Origin of the sequence: Corynebacterium sp. 239_CJEI (assembly GCF_001055995.1) — a bacterium.
GTDB classification, from domain to species: Bacteria; Actinomycetota; Actinomycetes; order Mycobacteriales; family Mycobacteriaceae; genus Corynebacterium; species Corynebacterium jeikeium_D.
On record NZ_JVOW01000007.1, the window covers coordinates 78,400 to 92,864 of the forward strand.

Consider the following 14,465-nt stretch of genomic DNA (forward strand, 5'->3'; position numbering starts at 1 on the left):
CCGCTTAGGACAAATCGTCGAGGCGAGACTCCCCTGCCACGTAGCGCTTCCCCCGGTATTCCGGGTGCATGAGGTTCTCGGTGCTCAGGACCTGGTTGAGCTCCTTCTCGTCCATCAGCCCGCGTTCGAGGACAATGTCCCGGACGGAGCGGCCAGTGCGAGCGGCTTCCTTGCCAATCATATCGCCCTCGTGGTGGCCAATGACCGGATTCAGGTAGGTCACGATACCGATGGAGTTTTCCACATAGCCGCGGCAAACTTCCGGGTTAGCGGTGATGCCGGTAATGCACTTGTCGCGCAGAGTGTCGGTAGCACTGCGCAGCAGTTCAATCGACTCGAAGAGGCATGCGCCGATGACAGGCTCCATCACGTTTAGCTGCAACTGGCCAGCCTCGGCTGCCCAGGTCAGGGTCACGTCGTTGCCGAAGACCTTGAAGCAGGCCTGGTTCGCGACCTCTGGGATTACCGGGTTAACCTTTGCCGGCATAATCGAAGACCCAGCGGCGCGCTCCGGAAGGTTGATTTCATTCAGTCCGGCTCGTGGACCCGATGCCAGCAGGCGCAGGTCGTTGCACATCTTGGAAATCTTCATGGCCGCGCGCTTCAGGGATGCATGCACGCTGACGTAGGCGCCGGTATCGCTGGTGGCTTCGATTAGGTCCTTCGCAGAGGTCACCTTAAAGCCACTGACCTCACGCAGCGCCTGGGTCACGGCCTCGCGGTAGCCTGCCGGCGCATTTACACCGGTACCGATAGCGGTTGCTCCCAGGTTGATTTGCAGCAGGCGTGCCGACGCAGTTGCGATGGACTCCTGCTCTTCCTCAAGGTTGTGGGCAAATGCGTGGAAAGCCTGTCCCAGGGTCATGGGAACGGCATCCTGCAGCTGCGTGCGCCCCATTGTGATGATGTCGTTGAATTCATCACCCTTGGCGTGTAGAGCCTCAACCAGGGAGTCGAAGTGCTTCTGCAGGCTCAGCAGCGACATGTGGATGGCAAGACGGAAACCTGTTGGGTAGGCATCGTTGGTTGACTGGCACTGGTTGACATCATCGTTGGGGTGAATGACGTCGTATCGGCCCTTTTCCAGGCCGAGCAGTTCTAGAGCGAGGTTAGCGATGACCTCGTTGGTGTTCATGTTGAGACTGGTGCCAGCTCCACCCTGGAAGACATCGATTGGAAACTGATCCATGCAGCGTCCCTTTTCCAGGATTTCATCACATGCGGCGACGATGATGTCTGCAACATCGCTGGGCAGCGTGTGGACGCGCTGGTTGGCAATGGCCGTGGCCTTCTTCACCATCACCATGCCACGAATGAATTCGGGCACGTCGTTGATGGTCTTGGCTGAGATTTGGTAGTTGTCGATTGCGCGCAGGGTGTGGATGCCGTAGTAAGCCTCTGCCGGGACCTCCATAGAGCCAAGCAGGTCGACCTCGGTACGTGTTGCGGACATGTGGAAGCAATCCCTTCTAGCCTTTTAGCAGACCTAGTAGACGCAGCCTTGTGGGCCACATTTAGTGGCGATGATTGGTTACACCGCCAAAACTACAGTGCTGGCGTATGTGCCGCATGTACAGGCATAAAGTTACTGCTTCGGTCCGGCTAACGCCGTGCGCACTCTTAGTGTCAATATTACTACCTACGCTAGCGTAGGTAAAGGGTGGATTCAGCTAGGAAGCTCCCACTGGATAGCGTGTAAGGTTCGCGTGACTTAAATACGCGCGATACGGATATTCGAAGCCAAGATCGCCTCGGCACCAATCTTTGCCAGTGCGTCCATGAGCGGGTTGGCCTCTGCCTTCGGAACTAGCGCGCGAACTGCTACCCAATCCTCGTTAGCCAGCGGCGACACGGTCGGGCCGGACAGCCCCGGGGTGAGCTTGGATGCCTCTTCCAGCGCGGACGCACGGATGTTGTAGTCAATCATCAAGTACGTCTTGGCATGCAGAATGCCGGTCATGCGACGCAGGAACACCTGCTGCTCCTCGGTGACCTCTACACCCTTGCGTCCGACAACAACTGCCTCAGAGCTGACCAAAACATCGCCGAATGGCTTCAATCCCTGCTTGCGCAGGGTGCGACCGGTGGAGACAACATCGGCGATAACGTCGGCAACTCCCAAGCGGATGGAAATCTCCACTGCACCATCAAGGCGAATGACGGTGGCGTTAATGCCACGAGCCTTCAGATCCTCGCGCACCAGATTCGGGTACGAGGTGGCAATGCGCTTGCCCTCCAGAGCTTCTACGGTCCACTCCTCATCGGCCGGAGCGGCGTAGCGGAAGGTCGAGGCGCCGAAGCCCAGATTCAGAACCTCATCGACCGGAGCCAGCGAGTCAGCGGCCAGGTCGCGGCCGGTGATGCCCAAATCCAGATGGCCGTTGCCAACGTAGATAGGAATATCCTTCGGGCGGAGGAAGAAAAACTCAATGTCGTTGGCTTCGTCGTGGATGGTCAGGCTCTTGGAGTCGCCTCGACCCGGGTAGCCAGCTTCCTTCAGGATTTCGACTGCCGCCTCGGACAGCGATCCCTTGTTGGGCACGGCAATACGCAGCATGGTGTTGATTTCTCCTACAGGTACTTGTAAACATCCTCGGGGCTCAGCCCGCGACCGACCATGACCACCTGCAGCCAGTACAACAGCTGCGAAATCTCCTCTGCGAGGGCTTCGTCAGATTCGTGCTCAGCTGCAAGCCAGACCTCACCGGCCTCTTCGACAATTTTCTTGCCCTGGAAATGCACACCAGCGTCCAGCGCCTTGACTGTGCCCGATCCCTCGGGGCGCGACTGTGCTTTTTCCTTCAGCTCTGCAAACAGGTCATCAAAGTTCTTCACCCGGTCTATTGTTCCATGTCGTCTACTCGCCCGCGAAAGCAGCCCGCAATAAGCCCAAATTCGAGGTATCCAAATTGCCCGAAATGAAGCGCGCCGGGGGTACTAACGTCCCCACATCAGCCTGCGAAACGCTCACATCCGGCATTGGATTCCACACCACCGTGCATCCCGCAGCGAGTGCAGAGCGCACCCCCGTTGAGGAATCTTCGATAGCCAGGCAGTCCTCTGGCGCAAATCCGGCTAGCTCTGCGCCACGCAAGTACGGATCCGGTGCCGGTTTGCCGTTGGCCACCTCATCGCTACACACTGTTGCGGCGAAGTGCTGCTCCCCCATGACATCAATGCAGGGTTGCGCCACGTGCCGACGGGTATTGGTCACCAACACCACCGGAATGTCACCAGCTCGGGCCTGGTCCAAAATCTCCGGCACACCCGGGCGCCACTCCACCCCATGTTCTAGAACCAATTCTGTGAAGCGACCTTCGACGAATTGGGAGCCCGAGGCAAACAGCTCGTCGTCAAGCGTGCGTCCCGCATGATCAGCACAAATCGACAGCGTGTCCCAGAGCGTGTTGCCGACGCACTGCATGCGCAACTCCGGAGTCAGGCGACGGCCTACGAATTCCGAGAGGTCGTACGTGGCAATCTCCCACAGAGGTTCCGTGTTGATGAGGCTGCCGTCCATGTCCCACAAAATTGCTTTCACACCATGCGACTATGCCAGGCAATCAAGCATTTAGCGATTATGTCAGGAAAACCGTCGGATGAGGGTTTAGAGTTTCAGGAAGGAAAGTATGTTGCGGTGCTGCATGAAACCACCGCATGAACGTGTCCCGCGTGAATGAAAGGCATCGACTCGCTATGACAACCACTGAAGATTCGCTCGCCCAGGCTATCGACCAACCCGAGGCATATTTCATTCCGCTAGGGACGGTCACCGAAGGCGAGCTCAGCTACGAGCGCTTCATGCCCACCAGCTTCACTTATGGGGCGTGGGGGCCGTTTCAGCACGGTGCGCCGCCGTCGGCGCTGCTGACGCGCATGTTGGAGCGCCGCCGTCTGGAAAGCGAGGGGATGCGTATTACTCGCATCGCCGTGGATCTGTTGTCGGCTGTACCGTACACGGAGCTCCGCGCGCGCTCATGGGTCTCGCGCCCGGGGCGGCAAATCGCCAAGGTCGAAGCCGAATTGCTTGCCGACGTCAAGGGTGCCTGGCGGCCAGTTGCCACGGCGTCCGCATGGATGATGGCCACTGCGGATACGCGGGATATTGAGCGTGCATTCGACAAGCAGGTGCCCGGGCCCGAGGAATGCAGCGCCGAGTACATTCCGCTGACCGACGATTGGAGTGGAGGTTACATCGAATCAATTGAAGCCCGCGCAGGGGCGACGGAAGAGCTGGCCGAGACACAGATTCACTGGGTTCGCGCGCAGTACCCAATCGTGCTCGGGGAGGAGCCGACTGCGGTGGAGCGAGTCATGCAGGTAGCTGATACCGCCAACGGTATCGGGGCCACGCTGAGCCCGCACCAGTGGGCGTTTATGAATACCGACTTAGTGGTTCACCTGCACCGACTCCCCCAGCTCGGCGCCTCGGAGAAGTTGGCGGAATCGGAGTTGCAGTCGGAAGACGGCGGCTGGGTGGGCATCGCCGCCCGCGGTTCCATTGGGCCGGACGGAATCGGCATGACCGCGGGCGAGCTCTACGATATGCACGGCCCCATCGGCCGCAGTATGCAGACCTTGCTGGTGCGACCGCAGGGATAACGCGAAGCTACACGTTAAAGTACTTCGCTTCCGGGTGGTAGAGCACGAACGCATCGGTGGACTGCTCTGGGTGCAGCTGGAGCTCCTCAGAGAGCTCCACGCCGATGCGCTCCGGCTGCAGCAGGTCAATCATGCCCTGACGGAAGGTCAGATCCGGACAGGAACCATAGCCGAAGGAGTAACGAGCGCCGCGGTACTTCAGGTCAAAGAAGTCCTGGGTATCGTCGGAGTCTTCCGCGCCAACACTTGTGCCGTCGGAGAACGCGAGCTCGGAGCGAATGCGCTGGTGCCAGTACTCGGCCAGCGCCTCGGTGAGCTGCACGCCGATACCGTGAACCTCCAGGTAATCGCGGTATTCGTTCTTGGCGTAAATATCGTTGGCGAAGTCAGCGATGGGCTGTCCCATGGTCACCAGCTGGAACGGCATGACGTCGGTCTGTCCTGCGGCGATGGCATCTTCGCGCGAGCGAATGAAGTCAGCAATGCATAGGAAGCGACCACGCTGCTGGCGCGGGAAGGTCCAGGACACCACTGGCTCTGCCGCGGGGTCGGGCTGCTCCCCTTCCGCAGGTAGCGGCAGTACGTGTACGGTATCGCCCTCAGAAACTGCTGGGAAGTAGCCATAGACGACAGCCGCATGCTGGAGGATGTTCTCGGCGCGCAGGCGCTGCAGCCATGCGCGCAGGCGTGGACGACCATCGGATTCGACCAGTTCCTCGTAACTCGGCCCCTCGTCGCCGCGGGTGCCGCGCAGTCCCCACTGCCCCATGAACAGAGCGCGTTCGTCGAGGGTGGTCAGGTAGTCGTCGAGGGGCAGGCCCTTGACAATGCGGGTTCCCCAGAACGGCGGTGTCGCAACGGGGACATCTGCGGCGACATCGGAACGCTCCGGCACCTCGGGGGCTTCAGCAGCAGCCTTGGCGGCGCGCTGCGCGGCGATGCGCTTGGAGCGCTCACGGCGGGCGCGGCGAGCTTCCTTCTTTTCGCGGGCGGCAATGGCCTCAGGCGAATTCTCGTCTGGGCCGAGGCCCTTCTTAGCTGCCATCAGCTCGTCCATGATGCGCAGTCCTTCGAAGGCATCCCTGCCGTAGTAGACATCGCCGTGGTAGAGCTCGGACAGGTCGTCTTCCACGTAGCTACGCGTCAGCGCGGCGCCGCCGAGCAGCACTGGGAAGCGGGTGGCATCGCCGGCGGAGTTGATCTCCAGCAGGTTGTCCTTCATCACCACAGTGGACTTCACCAGCAGGCCGGACATGCCGATAGCGTCGACATCCAGTTCCTTGGCGGCGGACAGAATCGTAGCGATCGGCTGCTTAATGCCCAGGTTATGTACGGTGTAGCCGTTGTTGGAGAGAATAATCTCTACCAGGTTCTTGCCGATGTCGTGGACATCGCCCTTCACCGTGGCTAGCACAATCGAGCCCTTGGAGCCCGTGGCATCCTCGGCATCCATAAAGCCCTCGAGATAGCCCACCGCGGCCTTCATTGTCTCGGCCGACTGCAGCACGAACGGTAGCTGCATCTGGCCGGAACCGAACAGGTCACCAACGGTCTGCATGCCGCGCAGCAGGTCCTCGTTGACAATCGCCAGCGGTTCCTTTTCCTTCATGCCCTCGTCGAGGTCAGCTTCGATACCTGTGCGCTCGCCGTCGATGATGCGCTGCGCTAGGCGGTCGAACAGCGGCATGGCGGCGAGCTTTTCGGCCCGGGCGTCCTTCGCGTCAGCGGCGGAGACTCCTTCGAAGAGCTCCATGAAGACCTGCAGTGGGTCGTATTCCCCGTCGGGGTGTCCCGCTTCACGACGGCGGTCGTAGACCATATCGAGAGCGACTTCGCGCTGTTTGTCGTCGATCTTGTTCATCGGCAAGATCTTGGAGCTGTGGGCAATGGCGGAGTCCAAGCCGGCCTCGATGCACTCGTTGAGAAACACCGAGTTGAGTACCTGGCGGGCCGCCGGGTTCAGACCGAAGGAGATGTTGGACAGGCCGAGCGTGGTGTGCACGTTCGGGTGGCGACGCTTAAGTTCGCGGATGGCTTCGATGGTTTCGATGCCGTCGCGGCGAGTTTCCTCCTGGCCAGTGGAAATCGGGAAAGTCAGACAGTCGACAATGATGTCCTGCTCGCGCAGTCCCCACGTGCCGGTGATGTCGGCGATGAGGCGCTCGGCAATCTCAATCTTCTTGTCCTTCGTACGCGCCTGACCTTCTTCGTCGATAGTCAAAGCGACCACGGCAGCACCGTGCTCAACAACCTGGCGCATAATGCGCTGGTAGCGCGAGTCCGGGCCATCGCCGTCTTCAAAGTTCACAGAGTTGACCGCGCAGCGACCACCGAGGTGCTCCAGGCCAGTCTTCAAAACTTCCGGTTCCGTGGAGTCCAGCATGACCGGCAACGTCACCGAGGTGGCGATTTGGGATGCCAGGGTTGCCATGTCATCGCGACCGTCGCGCCCCACGTAGTCCACACACAGGTCAATCATGTGTGCGCCATCGGTGACCTGACCGCGGGCGGTGTTAAGGCACTTCTCCCAATCGCCGGCCAGCATGGCCTCGCGGAAAGCCTTGGAACCGTTGGCGTTGGTGCGCTCACCAATCATGGTGATGCCGGTTGTCTGCGTCAGCGGAGTTGCCGAGTACAGCGAAGCGACCTCATCGATTGGCTTTGCGTCCGGATCCGTCGATGGGCGTGCTGCCTGAACAGCAGGGCCCTGCTCAGCGTAGGCGCCTGCACCGGTAATAGCATCGCGAACAGCGGAAACATGCTCCGGTGTGGTACCACAGCAGCCACCGACCATCGCCAGGCCAAACTCTTCAACAAAGCCGCGCAGCGCTGTGGCTAGCTCTGGTGCGGTCAGCGGGTAGGTCGCACCGTTCTTACCCAGCACTGGCAGACCCGCATTCGGCATTACAGATACCGGGATGGAGGCGAAATTGGACAGGTAGCGCAGATGCTCGCTCATCTCGTCCGGGCCCGTTGCACAGTTCAGGCCAATCATGTCGATACCCAGCGGCTGCAGCGCCGCCAGGGCCGCACCAATCTCCGAGCCCATCAGCATGGTGCCTGTGGTCTCGACGGTCACGTGGACGACGATCGGAATCTTCTTCTCAGCCTGACGCATGGCGGCTTTGACGCCGTTGACGGCCGCCTTTACCTGTAGCAAATCCTGACAGGTCTCAATCAAAAACGCATCCGCGCCACCGGAAATCATGCCGAGTCCGGCCTCCGTGTAAGCGTCGCGAAGCTGAGCGTACGGAGCGTGCCCCAACGACGGCAGCTTCGTGCCCGGGCCCAGCGAACCGAGGACAAAGCGTCGCATCCCCTCGCGCCCCGGCCCCATTTCGTCAGCGACCTTGCGGGCGATTGCGGTGCCCTTGTGCGCTAGCTCCTGGATACGGTCTTCAATGTCGTAATCCGCGAGGTTCGGGAAGTTGCAGCCGAAGGTATTGGTTTCCACCAGGTCGGCGCCGGCCTCGAAATAACGCCGGTGAATCGTCTCGATGATGTCGGGACGAGTGTCATTGAGAATCTCATTACAGCCCTCGTAGCCGAGGAAGTCCGCGTCAACGTCGAGGTCAAAAGACTGCAGCTGGGTACCCATGGCGCCATCGCCAATGAGTACACGGCTGTGCAGTGCGGTGAGGAACTCGGAAGAGTGGCGATCAGTCATGAATAGACACCTTAGTCTACTTTCATAACCGCGCCGTTAATCGGGCTGGTTATTCCATCTCAAAGTAGCTTTCCGCCTTCACCGCAGGCAGGTCCAAACCGACAGCCTTCGTTGCGGAATTGATAATCGCGAGAATCTCGTCGAGCTCCTCATCAAAAATCGAGCCACCGTGCTCATGCTCAATCGCAGCCACGCGCTGTAGGCAGTTCTCTACCGCCTGCGTTGCGGCTTCTTCTCGCTTATCGACGGCCAGCTCCGCCGCCTGATCAATACCAGCGGCGGCCCCACGGAGGGCTTCCCCGACCTGGTCGGCTACCGATTCGTCAAAAAGTGGCTCCCAGAACTCGCGTTCCTCGGGCTGCAGGTAGCTGCCGGTGGCAAACATGCGCAAATCGGCAACTAGCTTATCGATGTTCTCTTGCGTTACTTCGACAGCAGACAGATCTGAGTTGCTCATGCTCAAATTTTAACGCCAAGCAGCGCGTCCAGCGCGGCGGCAACGAATTCTCCGGCACCCGCTGCGCCGGTTACTGTGCCAGCATCTGCCTTGTTGCCGGTAGCCGAGGACCACTCCGCAGCCCAGGCATCGATAGCGGCCAGAGCAGCCGGCGTATCCAGGTCATTGGCCAGGCTTGCGCGCACATCGGCAACCAGTGCCGCTGCTGCGCGTACAGCCTTCTCATCGGTGGCAGTCTTAGTAGCTGCGCAAGCCGCTCGCCAGGCCTCGAGACGTGCCTTGGCCGCCTCCAGCACCTCGTCCGACCAATCGCGATCAGAGCGGTAATGGCTGGCGAACACGCCAATACGAATAGCACTCGGGTCGACGCCGGCGGCCACCAGCTTGGAGACAAACACCAGGTTGCCCAGCGACTTGGACATCTTCACGCCATCGAGCGCAATCATGCCAGCGTGAACATAATGGCGCGCCATACGTGCACAGCCAGTAGCGGCTTCAGCGTGAGCCGCCGAGAACTCGTGGTGCGGGAACGCGAGATCCGAGCCACCGCCCTGAATGTCGAAGCTCTTCCCCAGGCGGTTGGTGGCAATCGCCGAGCACTCAATGTGCCAACCCGGCCGGCCCGCACCAAAAGGAGCCTCCCAGCTTGGCTCCCCGGGGCGAGCGGCACGCCACACCAGCGCGTCCAGTGGGTCCTCCTTGCCCGGGCGATCCGGGTCGCCACCGCGCTCCGCAAAGAACTCCGCCATCTGCTCTGCCGAGTAATTGGACTCGTAACCAAAGTTCTCAGTGGCAGTCTTGCGGAAGTACACATCCGGGTACTCGTCATCGGTGAGCTGGTAGGCTGAGCCATTCTCCAGCAGCTTCTCGACCATTTCCACGACCTCGCCCACGGACTCAATGGCGCCGATATAGTCGCGCGGTGGAATCACCGACAGGTTTTCCATATCCGAGCGAAACAAATCAATCTGCGAGGTGCCCAGCTCGCGCCAGTCCACCCCATCGCGCTCCGCACGTTCGAACAACGGGTCATCGACATCGGTGATGTTCTGCACGTAATGCACCGAGTGTCCATTGTCCAGCAGCTGACGGTAAATCAGATCAAAGGTGAGGTAGGTTGCTGCGTGCCCCAGGTGCGTGGCGTCATAGGGTGTGATGCCACACACGTACATGGTCGCCTCCGGTCCCGCTTCCACCTGGGAGACCTTCTGATCCGCGGTGTCGTAGAGGCGTAGGGGTACCGATGTTGAGTTTTCGTCGTCAAGCGAATGCGCCTTACCTGTATTGCTGGCGCGGTTGAACACATCGAAACGCGCATCGCCGAGACTGGGAACCTGTGGTTGGGGCCACGAATGCATTAAATACTCACTACCTCACTAAACAGCGTTGATCGTGCCGAAGCCGAGCAACACCATAACAATCAAACCGACCGGGATGCGGTACGCGGCGAACCAAGCGAAGGAGTGGTTCGACACAAACTTCAGCAGCCATGCGATAGACGCATAGCCGACGACGAAGGCAATCAGCGTACCGATGGCCAATTGCGCACCACTAGCGGCCTGTCCCGCCGCAGGGTCAAACGCGTCTGGAAGCGAAAAAATTCCAGCAGCGAAAACAGCGGGGATAGCCAGCAGGAAGGAAAAGCGCGTTGCAACCTCTCGGTCCAAGTGCAAGAACAGGCCGGCAGACACCGTACCGCCCGAGCGCGACACACCCGGAATGAGCGCCAGGCACTGCGCGAAACCCATGACGATGGCATCTCGCATGGTCAGCTCTTCATAGTTGCGCTCACGACGGCCGAACTTCTCTGCGGCGATAAAGACAAAGGAGAAAAGCACCAACACAGCGGCTGTAATCCAGAGATTGCGCAGGTTATCGCGGATGAGGTCCTTCCCCAGCACACCGATGATGGCAATCGGCAGCGTACCGACAATCACCATCCAACCCATGCGGTAGTTGAAACCGCGGGCTTCCTTATTGAACAGACCGGCAAACCAGCCAGTGAGGATCTGCCAGATGTCCTTGGCGAAGAACACCAACACAGCCAATTCGGTGCCAAGCTGCACCACAGCGGTGAAGGATGCACCGGCGTCCTGGCCCCACAGCAGCTCGGAGACAATCCGAAGGTGCCCCGAGGAACTCACCGGGAGAAATTCCGTCAGACCTTGCACTACGGACAGGATGATCGTCTGCGCCCAGGTCATGCCGGTGCCGGCGGTATCGGCAGCGGTATCCGCTGAGGCGCTTAGTGTCGTCATGATAGTCACGGGTGTATAGGCTACTCGTCCGGTTTGTGTTGTGGCTATAGCGAGGTTTCGGTGCGGCGATAGCGAGACCTCTCCCGCGGAACTTTTCCCGCGACCGCACACGGGTGTCCTAAAGTAAAAATCGTGCAACAACGAATTCTGGGCAACAGCGGTTTACGCGTCTCCGCCTTGGGGCTGGGTACGGCCACCTGGGGTGCGGGTACCAGGCAAGACGAGGCCGGACGCATCCTGACGGACTTCCTCGACGCCGGAGGCAACCTTGTCGACGCTTCCCCACTCCACGGCGGCGACACTGTTGCCGACATGCTGGGTGCGGTCATCGCAAAGCGCGGCGTTGCCGACGAATTGGTGCTCTCGGTCGCATCTGGCATACACCCCGAGCGGCCCGTCGGCAGGCGCGTGGACTGCTCGCGTAAGACACTGCAAAAGGACCTCGACGAAACGCTCGGACGCCTCGGCGTCGAACACATTGACCTGTGGTCGCCCGGCTACTGGGATGGGCTGACCCCACCGGAAGAGGTCGCCGATACCCTGGAATGGGCTGTGCGCACGGGGAAAGTACGTTACGCCGGAGTGCGTGGATACAGCGGTTGGCAGGCAGCGGTGACGCATGCCGCCGCGGATCGAATCGCTCCGGTGTTCGCACAGCATGAGTACTCGCTGCTCCAGCGAAGCCCTGAGGCAGAACTGCTGCCCGCCTGTGAGCATTTGGGGCTCGGCTTTATCAGTGGCGCCCCACTGGCCCAAGGTGTTTTGACCGCCAAATACCAGCACATCATTCCCGAAGACTCCCGCGCTGCTTCCGAACACGCCGACGCAGAGGTACAGGACTATCTCGACACACGCGGCGTCACGGTTGCAGGCGCGCTGACCACCGCAGCCAAGGGGCTCGGCGTCAGTGCTGCCGTCGCAGCGATTTCCTGGGCACGCGATCGGCCGGGCGTCACCTCGATTCTCGTTGGCGCTCGAGACCGCGCTCAGCTACGCGAAAACCTCACCTCCGAACAACTCACGCTGCCACCGCAGATTTGCAACGCGCTTGACGACGTCACGCTGTAATCAGTAACGGCAGTCTTCTAAAGACTTATAAGGCACAACGAATGCGAGAACCTCCCACGGCTGGAGGCGTCCACAAAGTAATCAGGCCGGGGTGGTAGTTTCTATAGCGTGAGTGAAAACAGTCGTCGACGTGTCATAACCTCCCTTCTAGCGGGGCTTTCCGCTAGCGCAGTGGTCCTGGCAGGGTGCTCCTCCGATGTGGAAGGAGACATCGATGCCGGAATGGGCAACGCCACGCCAGTGCCGGCCGCTTCACCCGCTGCTCCCGATACTGCTATCGGTAGAGCCAAGAAGATTGATGAGGACGTTACCGATGCCGTGTTGGTCGGCGACCGAGTTGTCCTGAAGGCCGGGGACAAGATCTTTGCCGGTCCGCTGAATAACCCAATTGAGCGATCAATGAAGCTGGACGCGAAGTGTGGTGAGCTCGCGCCGGGCGGCCCTAACGCTCTGCTGCCGTGTGAAGATGGCATCCACGTCATTACTGACCAGGCTACGGAAACGGCCGTTGTCGGCCGTGGCACCAACTACTCCGCCGCAGTTGGCCTGGAAGGCGGCCGCATCATCGGTGCCCATGCGGATAGCAATGTCGTCGATGTGTTCGGCGCTGATGGCGAGTTGGCCAGTGACTTCAAGGCTGCCAATAACGGGTCGCAGCTCGTTGAGATTCCCAAAGCGGACAATGACGCGGACGTCAAGCTGTTAGAGGTCAACCGTCCGGAGACTTCGGTGCATGAGCTCAAGCTCGATGAGTCCCGCGCTGGCTCTGCGCTGCGTGCGGGCATCGGCGTCGGCAAGGTAGCTTCCGGTGATCATGTCATTGCTGCCGCAGACACCAAGGGCAACCAGCTTCTTATTTACACTGCCACTGACGTCATTCGCCTCCACCAGGCAGCTCCGGCCCCGGAGGCTCCGTGGGCGGTAGCGGTCGATGAATCGCGCGGAATTGTCTGGGTGACTTCGACGAAGGTGAACAAGCTGACTGGCTACGACATCAGCTCGGGTACCCCAGTCAAGGTCGCGGACATCAACACGGTTGCAGATCCACAGTCGATTGTTGCCACCGAGGATGGCCAGATTGGCGTCTTCTCGGCTACCGGTGACGGGGCCCAGATTTTTGACTCCGCGGACGTCGATAAGGCAATTGCTGATTTCAAGCAGGATGCAGAGAAGATCCGTGAGGAGATGTCGGTTCGGGAACCAGCCGATAAACTACCGACCGGTGCAGGTGACACCAAGGGAGCAGACGACTCCGAGGGAGAGACTAAGTAGATGCCTTCGAAACTTCGCGCCAAGTCCTATCAACTCGCGCTAAAGGCAATGTTCCAGGTCCCACCGGAGCAGATTCACGAGGCCATCTCGAAGACCCTGAAGGGGCTGCAGAAGTCGGAGAGTCTACAGCGGGCGGTGAGCAAGTTACTCGTTGTTGACGATGCTGTGCTGCGTCAAACCGTGTTCGGCGTGGACTTCCCGCGTCCGCTGGGGCTCGCCGCAGGCTTCGACAAGGCTGCTATTGCTCCGGATTGCTGGGGGCCAATTGGTTTTGGCTACGCGGAACTGGGAACCGTGACTGCCAAGCCGCAGCCGGGCAACGATCGCCCGCGTCTGTTCCGTCTGAAGGAAGATCGCGCCATTTTGAACCGCATGGGTTTCAACAACCCCGGCGCCGCTGCTGTAGCGGAGAACTTGCGGGCGCGTCGCAGTGACGACGTGATTGGTATCAACATTGGTAAGACCAAGGTGACTCCGCTGGAAGAGGCCGTCGATGACTATCGAGAATCGGCTAGCCAGCTCGGCGGCTTGGCGGACTACGTTGTTGTCAACGTCTCCTCACCGAATACGCCGGGTCTGCGCGACCTTCAGGCAGTGGAGTCACTGCGCCCGATTCTGGCAGCGGTGACTGAGGAGACCGACTCGCCGGTGCTGGTCAAGATTGCTCCTGATCTCTCCGACGATGATGTCATCGCAGTTGCTGACTTGGCGGTTGACCTGGGGCTGGCGGGCATTGTGGCTACCAACACCACCATTTCTCGCGAGGGCCTGCGTACGCCCGCGGATGAGGTCGCGGAGATGGGGGCCGGTGGAGTCTCGGGTGCTCCTGTGGCAGCTCGGTCACTAGAGGTGCTGAAGCTGCTGCACGAGCGCGTCGGAGACAAACTAGTTCTCATCAGCGTCGGCGGCATAGAAACGGCTGAGCAAGCGTGGGAGCGGATTGCCAACGGCGCTTCCCTACTGCAGGGCTACACACCGTTGATTTATGGCGGTCCGGACTGGATTCGTGACATTCACCAAGGGTTGGCTCGCCAGATTCGAGCTCAGGGATTCTACTCCATTTCGGAGGCAGTCGGCTGTGGTCTGCCGTGGCGTGGTTAATTGCTGAAAGCCGTTGAGGCTTCCTAACCCAATAAACACG

General features: G+C 60.1%; 12 protein-coding genes. 4 read left to right on the forward strand and 8 right to left on the reverse strand.

Going from position 1 to position 14,465, the window contains the following annotated elements; translation table 11 throughout:
- Nucleotides 1-4: 4 nt before the first annotated feature.
- The 4 genes from aspA to ADB08_RS02595 all read right to left on the reverse strand — a co-directional run bounded on the left by aspA (nucleotide 5) and on the right by ADB08_RS02595 (nucleotide 3,541).
- Nucleotides 5-1,453, reverse strand: coding sequence for an aspartate ammonia-lyase (gene aspA, locus ADB08_RS02580; RefSeq protein ID WP_016422793.1), 1,449 nt, complete (start codon nucleotides 1,451-1,453; stop codon nucleotides 5-7).
- Nucleotides 1,454-1,711: 258 nt separating this feature from the next.
- A complete protein-coding gene (gene hisG, locus ADB08_RS02585) occupies nucleotides 1,712-2,557 on the reverse strand; it encodes an ATP phosphoribosyltransferase (RefSeq protein WP_016422792.1) in 846 nt (281 codons plus the stop codon).
- A 14-nt stretch (nucleotides 2,558-2,571) separates the two neighbouring features.
- Nucleotides 2,572-2,835, reverse strand: a complete 264-nt coding sequence (locus ADB08_RS02590; RefSeq protein ID WP_005510825.1) for a phosphoribosyl-ATP diphosphatase — start codon at nucleotides 2,833-2,835, stop codon at nucleotides 2,572-2,574.
- A gap of 22 nt (nucleotides 2,836-2,857) precedes the next feature.
- Complete coding sequence (locus tag ADB08_RS02595; protein WP_080971467.1) at nucleotides 2,858-3,541, reverse strand: HAD family hydrolase; 684 nt, start codon at nucleotides 3,539-3,541, stop codon at nucleotides 2,858-2,860.
- A gap of 155 nt (nucleotides 3,542-3,696) precedes the next feature.
- Between ADB08_RS02595 and ADB08_RS02600 the strand changes: the two genes are divergently transcribed.
- Nucleotides 3,697-4,602, forward strand: a complete 906-nt coding sequence (locus ADB08_RS02600) for a thioesterase family protein (protein WP_049170560.1) — start codon at nucleotides 3,697-3,699, stop codon at nucleotides 4,600-4,602.
- A gap of 7 nt (nucleotides 4,603-4,609) precedes the next feature.
- On the opposite strand, the gene metH is transcribed toward ADB08_RS02600, so the two are convergent.
- Genes metH through ADB08_RS02620 form a run of 4 tightly spaced genes read right to left on the reverse strand, consistent with a single transcriptional unit; the run spans nucleotide 4,610 to nucleotide 10,984 of the window.
- Nucleotides 4,610-8,269 (reverse strand): methionine synthase, encoded by a 3,660-nt coding sequence (gene metH, locus ADB08_RS02605; RefSeq protein ID WP_049170562.1) that lies wholly within the window; start codon nucleotides 8,267-8,269, stop codon nucleotides 4,610-4,612.
- Nucleotides 8,270-8,318: 49 nt separating this feature from the next.
- The gene (locus tag ADB08_RS02610) at nucleotides 8,319-8,726 is read right to left on the reverse strand and encodes a hypothetical protein (protein WP_049170565.1); all 408 of its coding nucleotides are present in this window, start codon (nucleotides 8,724-8,726) and stop codon (nucleotides 8,319-8,321) included.
- A 2-nt stretch (nucleotides 8,727-8,728) separates the two neighbouring features.
- Nucleotides 8,729-10,084 carry a cysteine--1-D-myo-inosityl 2-amino-2-deoxy-alpha-D-glucopyranoside ligase gene (gene mshC, locus ADB08_RS02615; RefSeq protein WP_049170567.1) on the reverse strand — a complete coding sequence of 452 codons (1,356 nt, stop codon included), beginning with the start codon at nucleotides 10,082-10,084 and terminating at the stop codon, nucleotides 8,729-8,731.
- Between the two features lie 18 nt (nucleotides 10,085-10,102).
- Complete coding sequence (locus ADB08_RS02620) at nucleotides 10,103-10,984, reverse strand: undecaprenyl-diphosphate phosphatase (RefSeq protein WP_040361409.1); 882 nt, start codon at nucleotides 10,982-10,984, stop codon at nucleotides 10,103-10,105.
- Nucleotides 10,985-11,116: 132 nt separating this feature from the next.
- On the opposite strand from ADB08_RS02620, the gene ADB08_RS02625 reads away from it, so the two are divergent.
- From ADB08_RS02625 to ADB08_RS02635, 3 genes are all read left to right on the forward strand, one after another.
- Entirely contained in the window at nucleotides 11,117-12,052 is a 936-nt protein-coding gene (locus ADB08_RS02625) for an aldo/keto reductase (RefSeq protein ID WP_049170569.1), read from the forward strand.
- Nucleotides 12,053-12,160: 108 nt separating this feature from the next.
- On the forward strand, nucleotides 12,161-13,324 hold the full coding sequence (locus tag ADB08_RS02630; protein WP_187401166.1) for a hypothetical protein: 1,164 nt from the start codon (nucleotides 12,161-12,163) through the stop codon (nucleotides 13,322-13,324).
- Entirely contained in the window at nucleotides 13,325-14,425 is a 1,101-nt protein-coding gene (locus ADB08_RS02635) for a quinone-dependent dihydroorotate dehydrogenase (RefSeq protein ID WP_016422783.1), read from the forward strand. It begins immediately after the preceding gene.
- Nucleotides 14,426-14,465 lie beyond the last annotated feature (40 nt).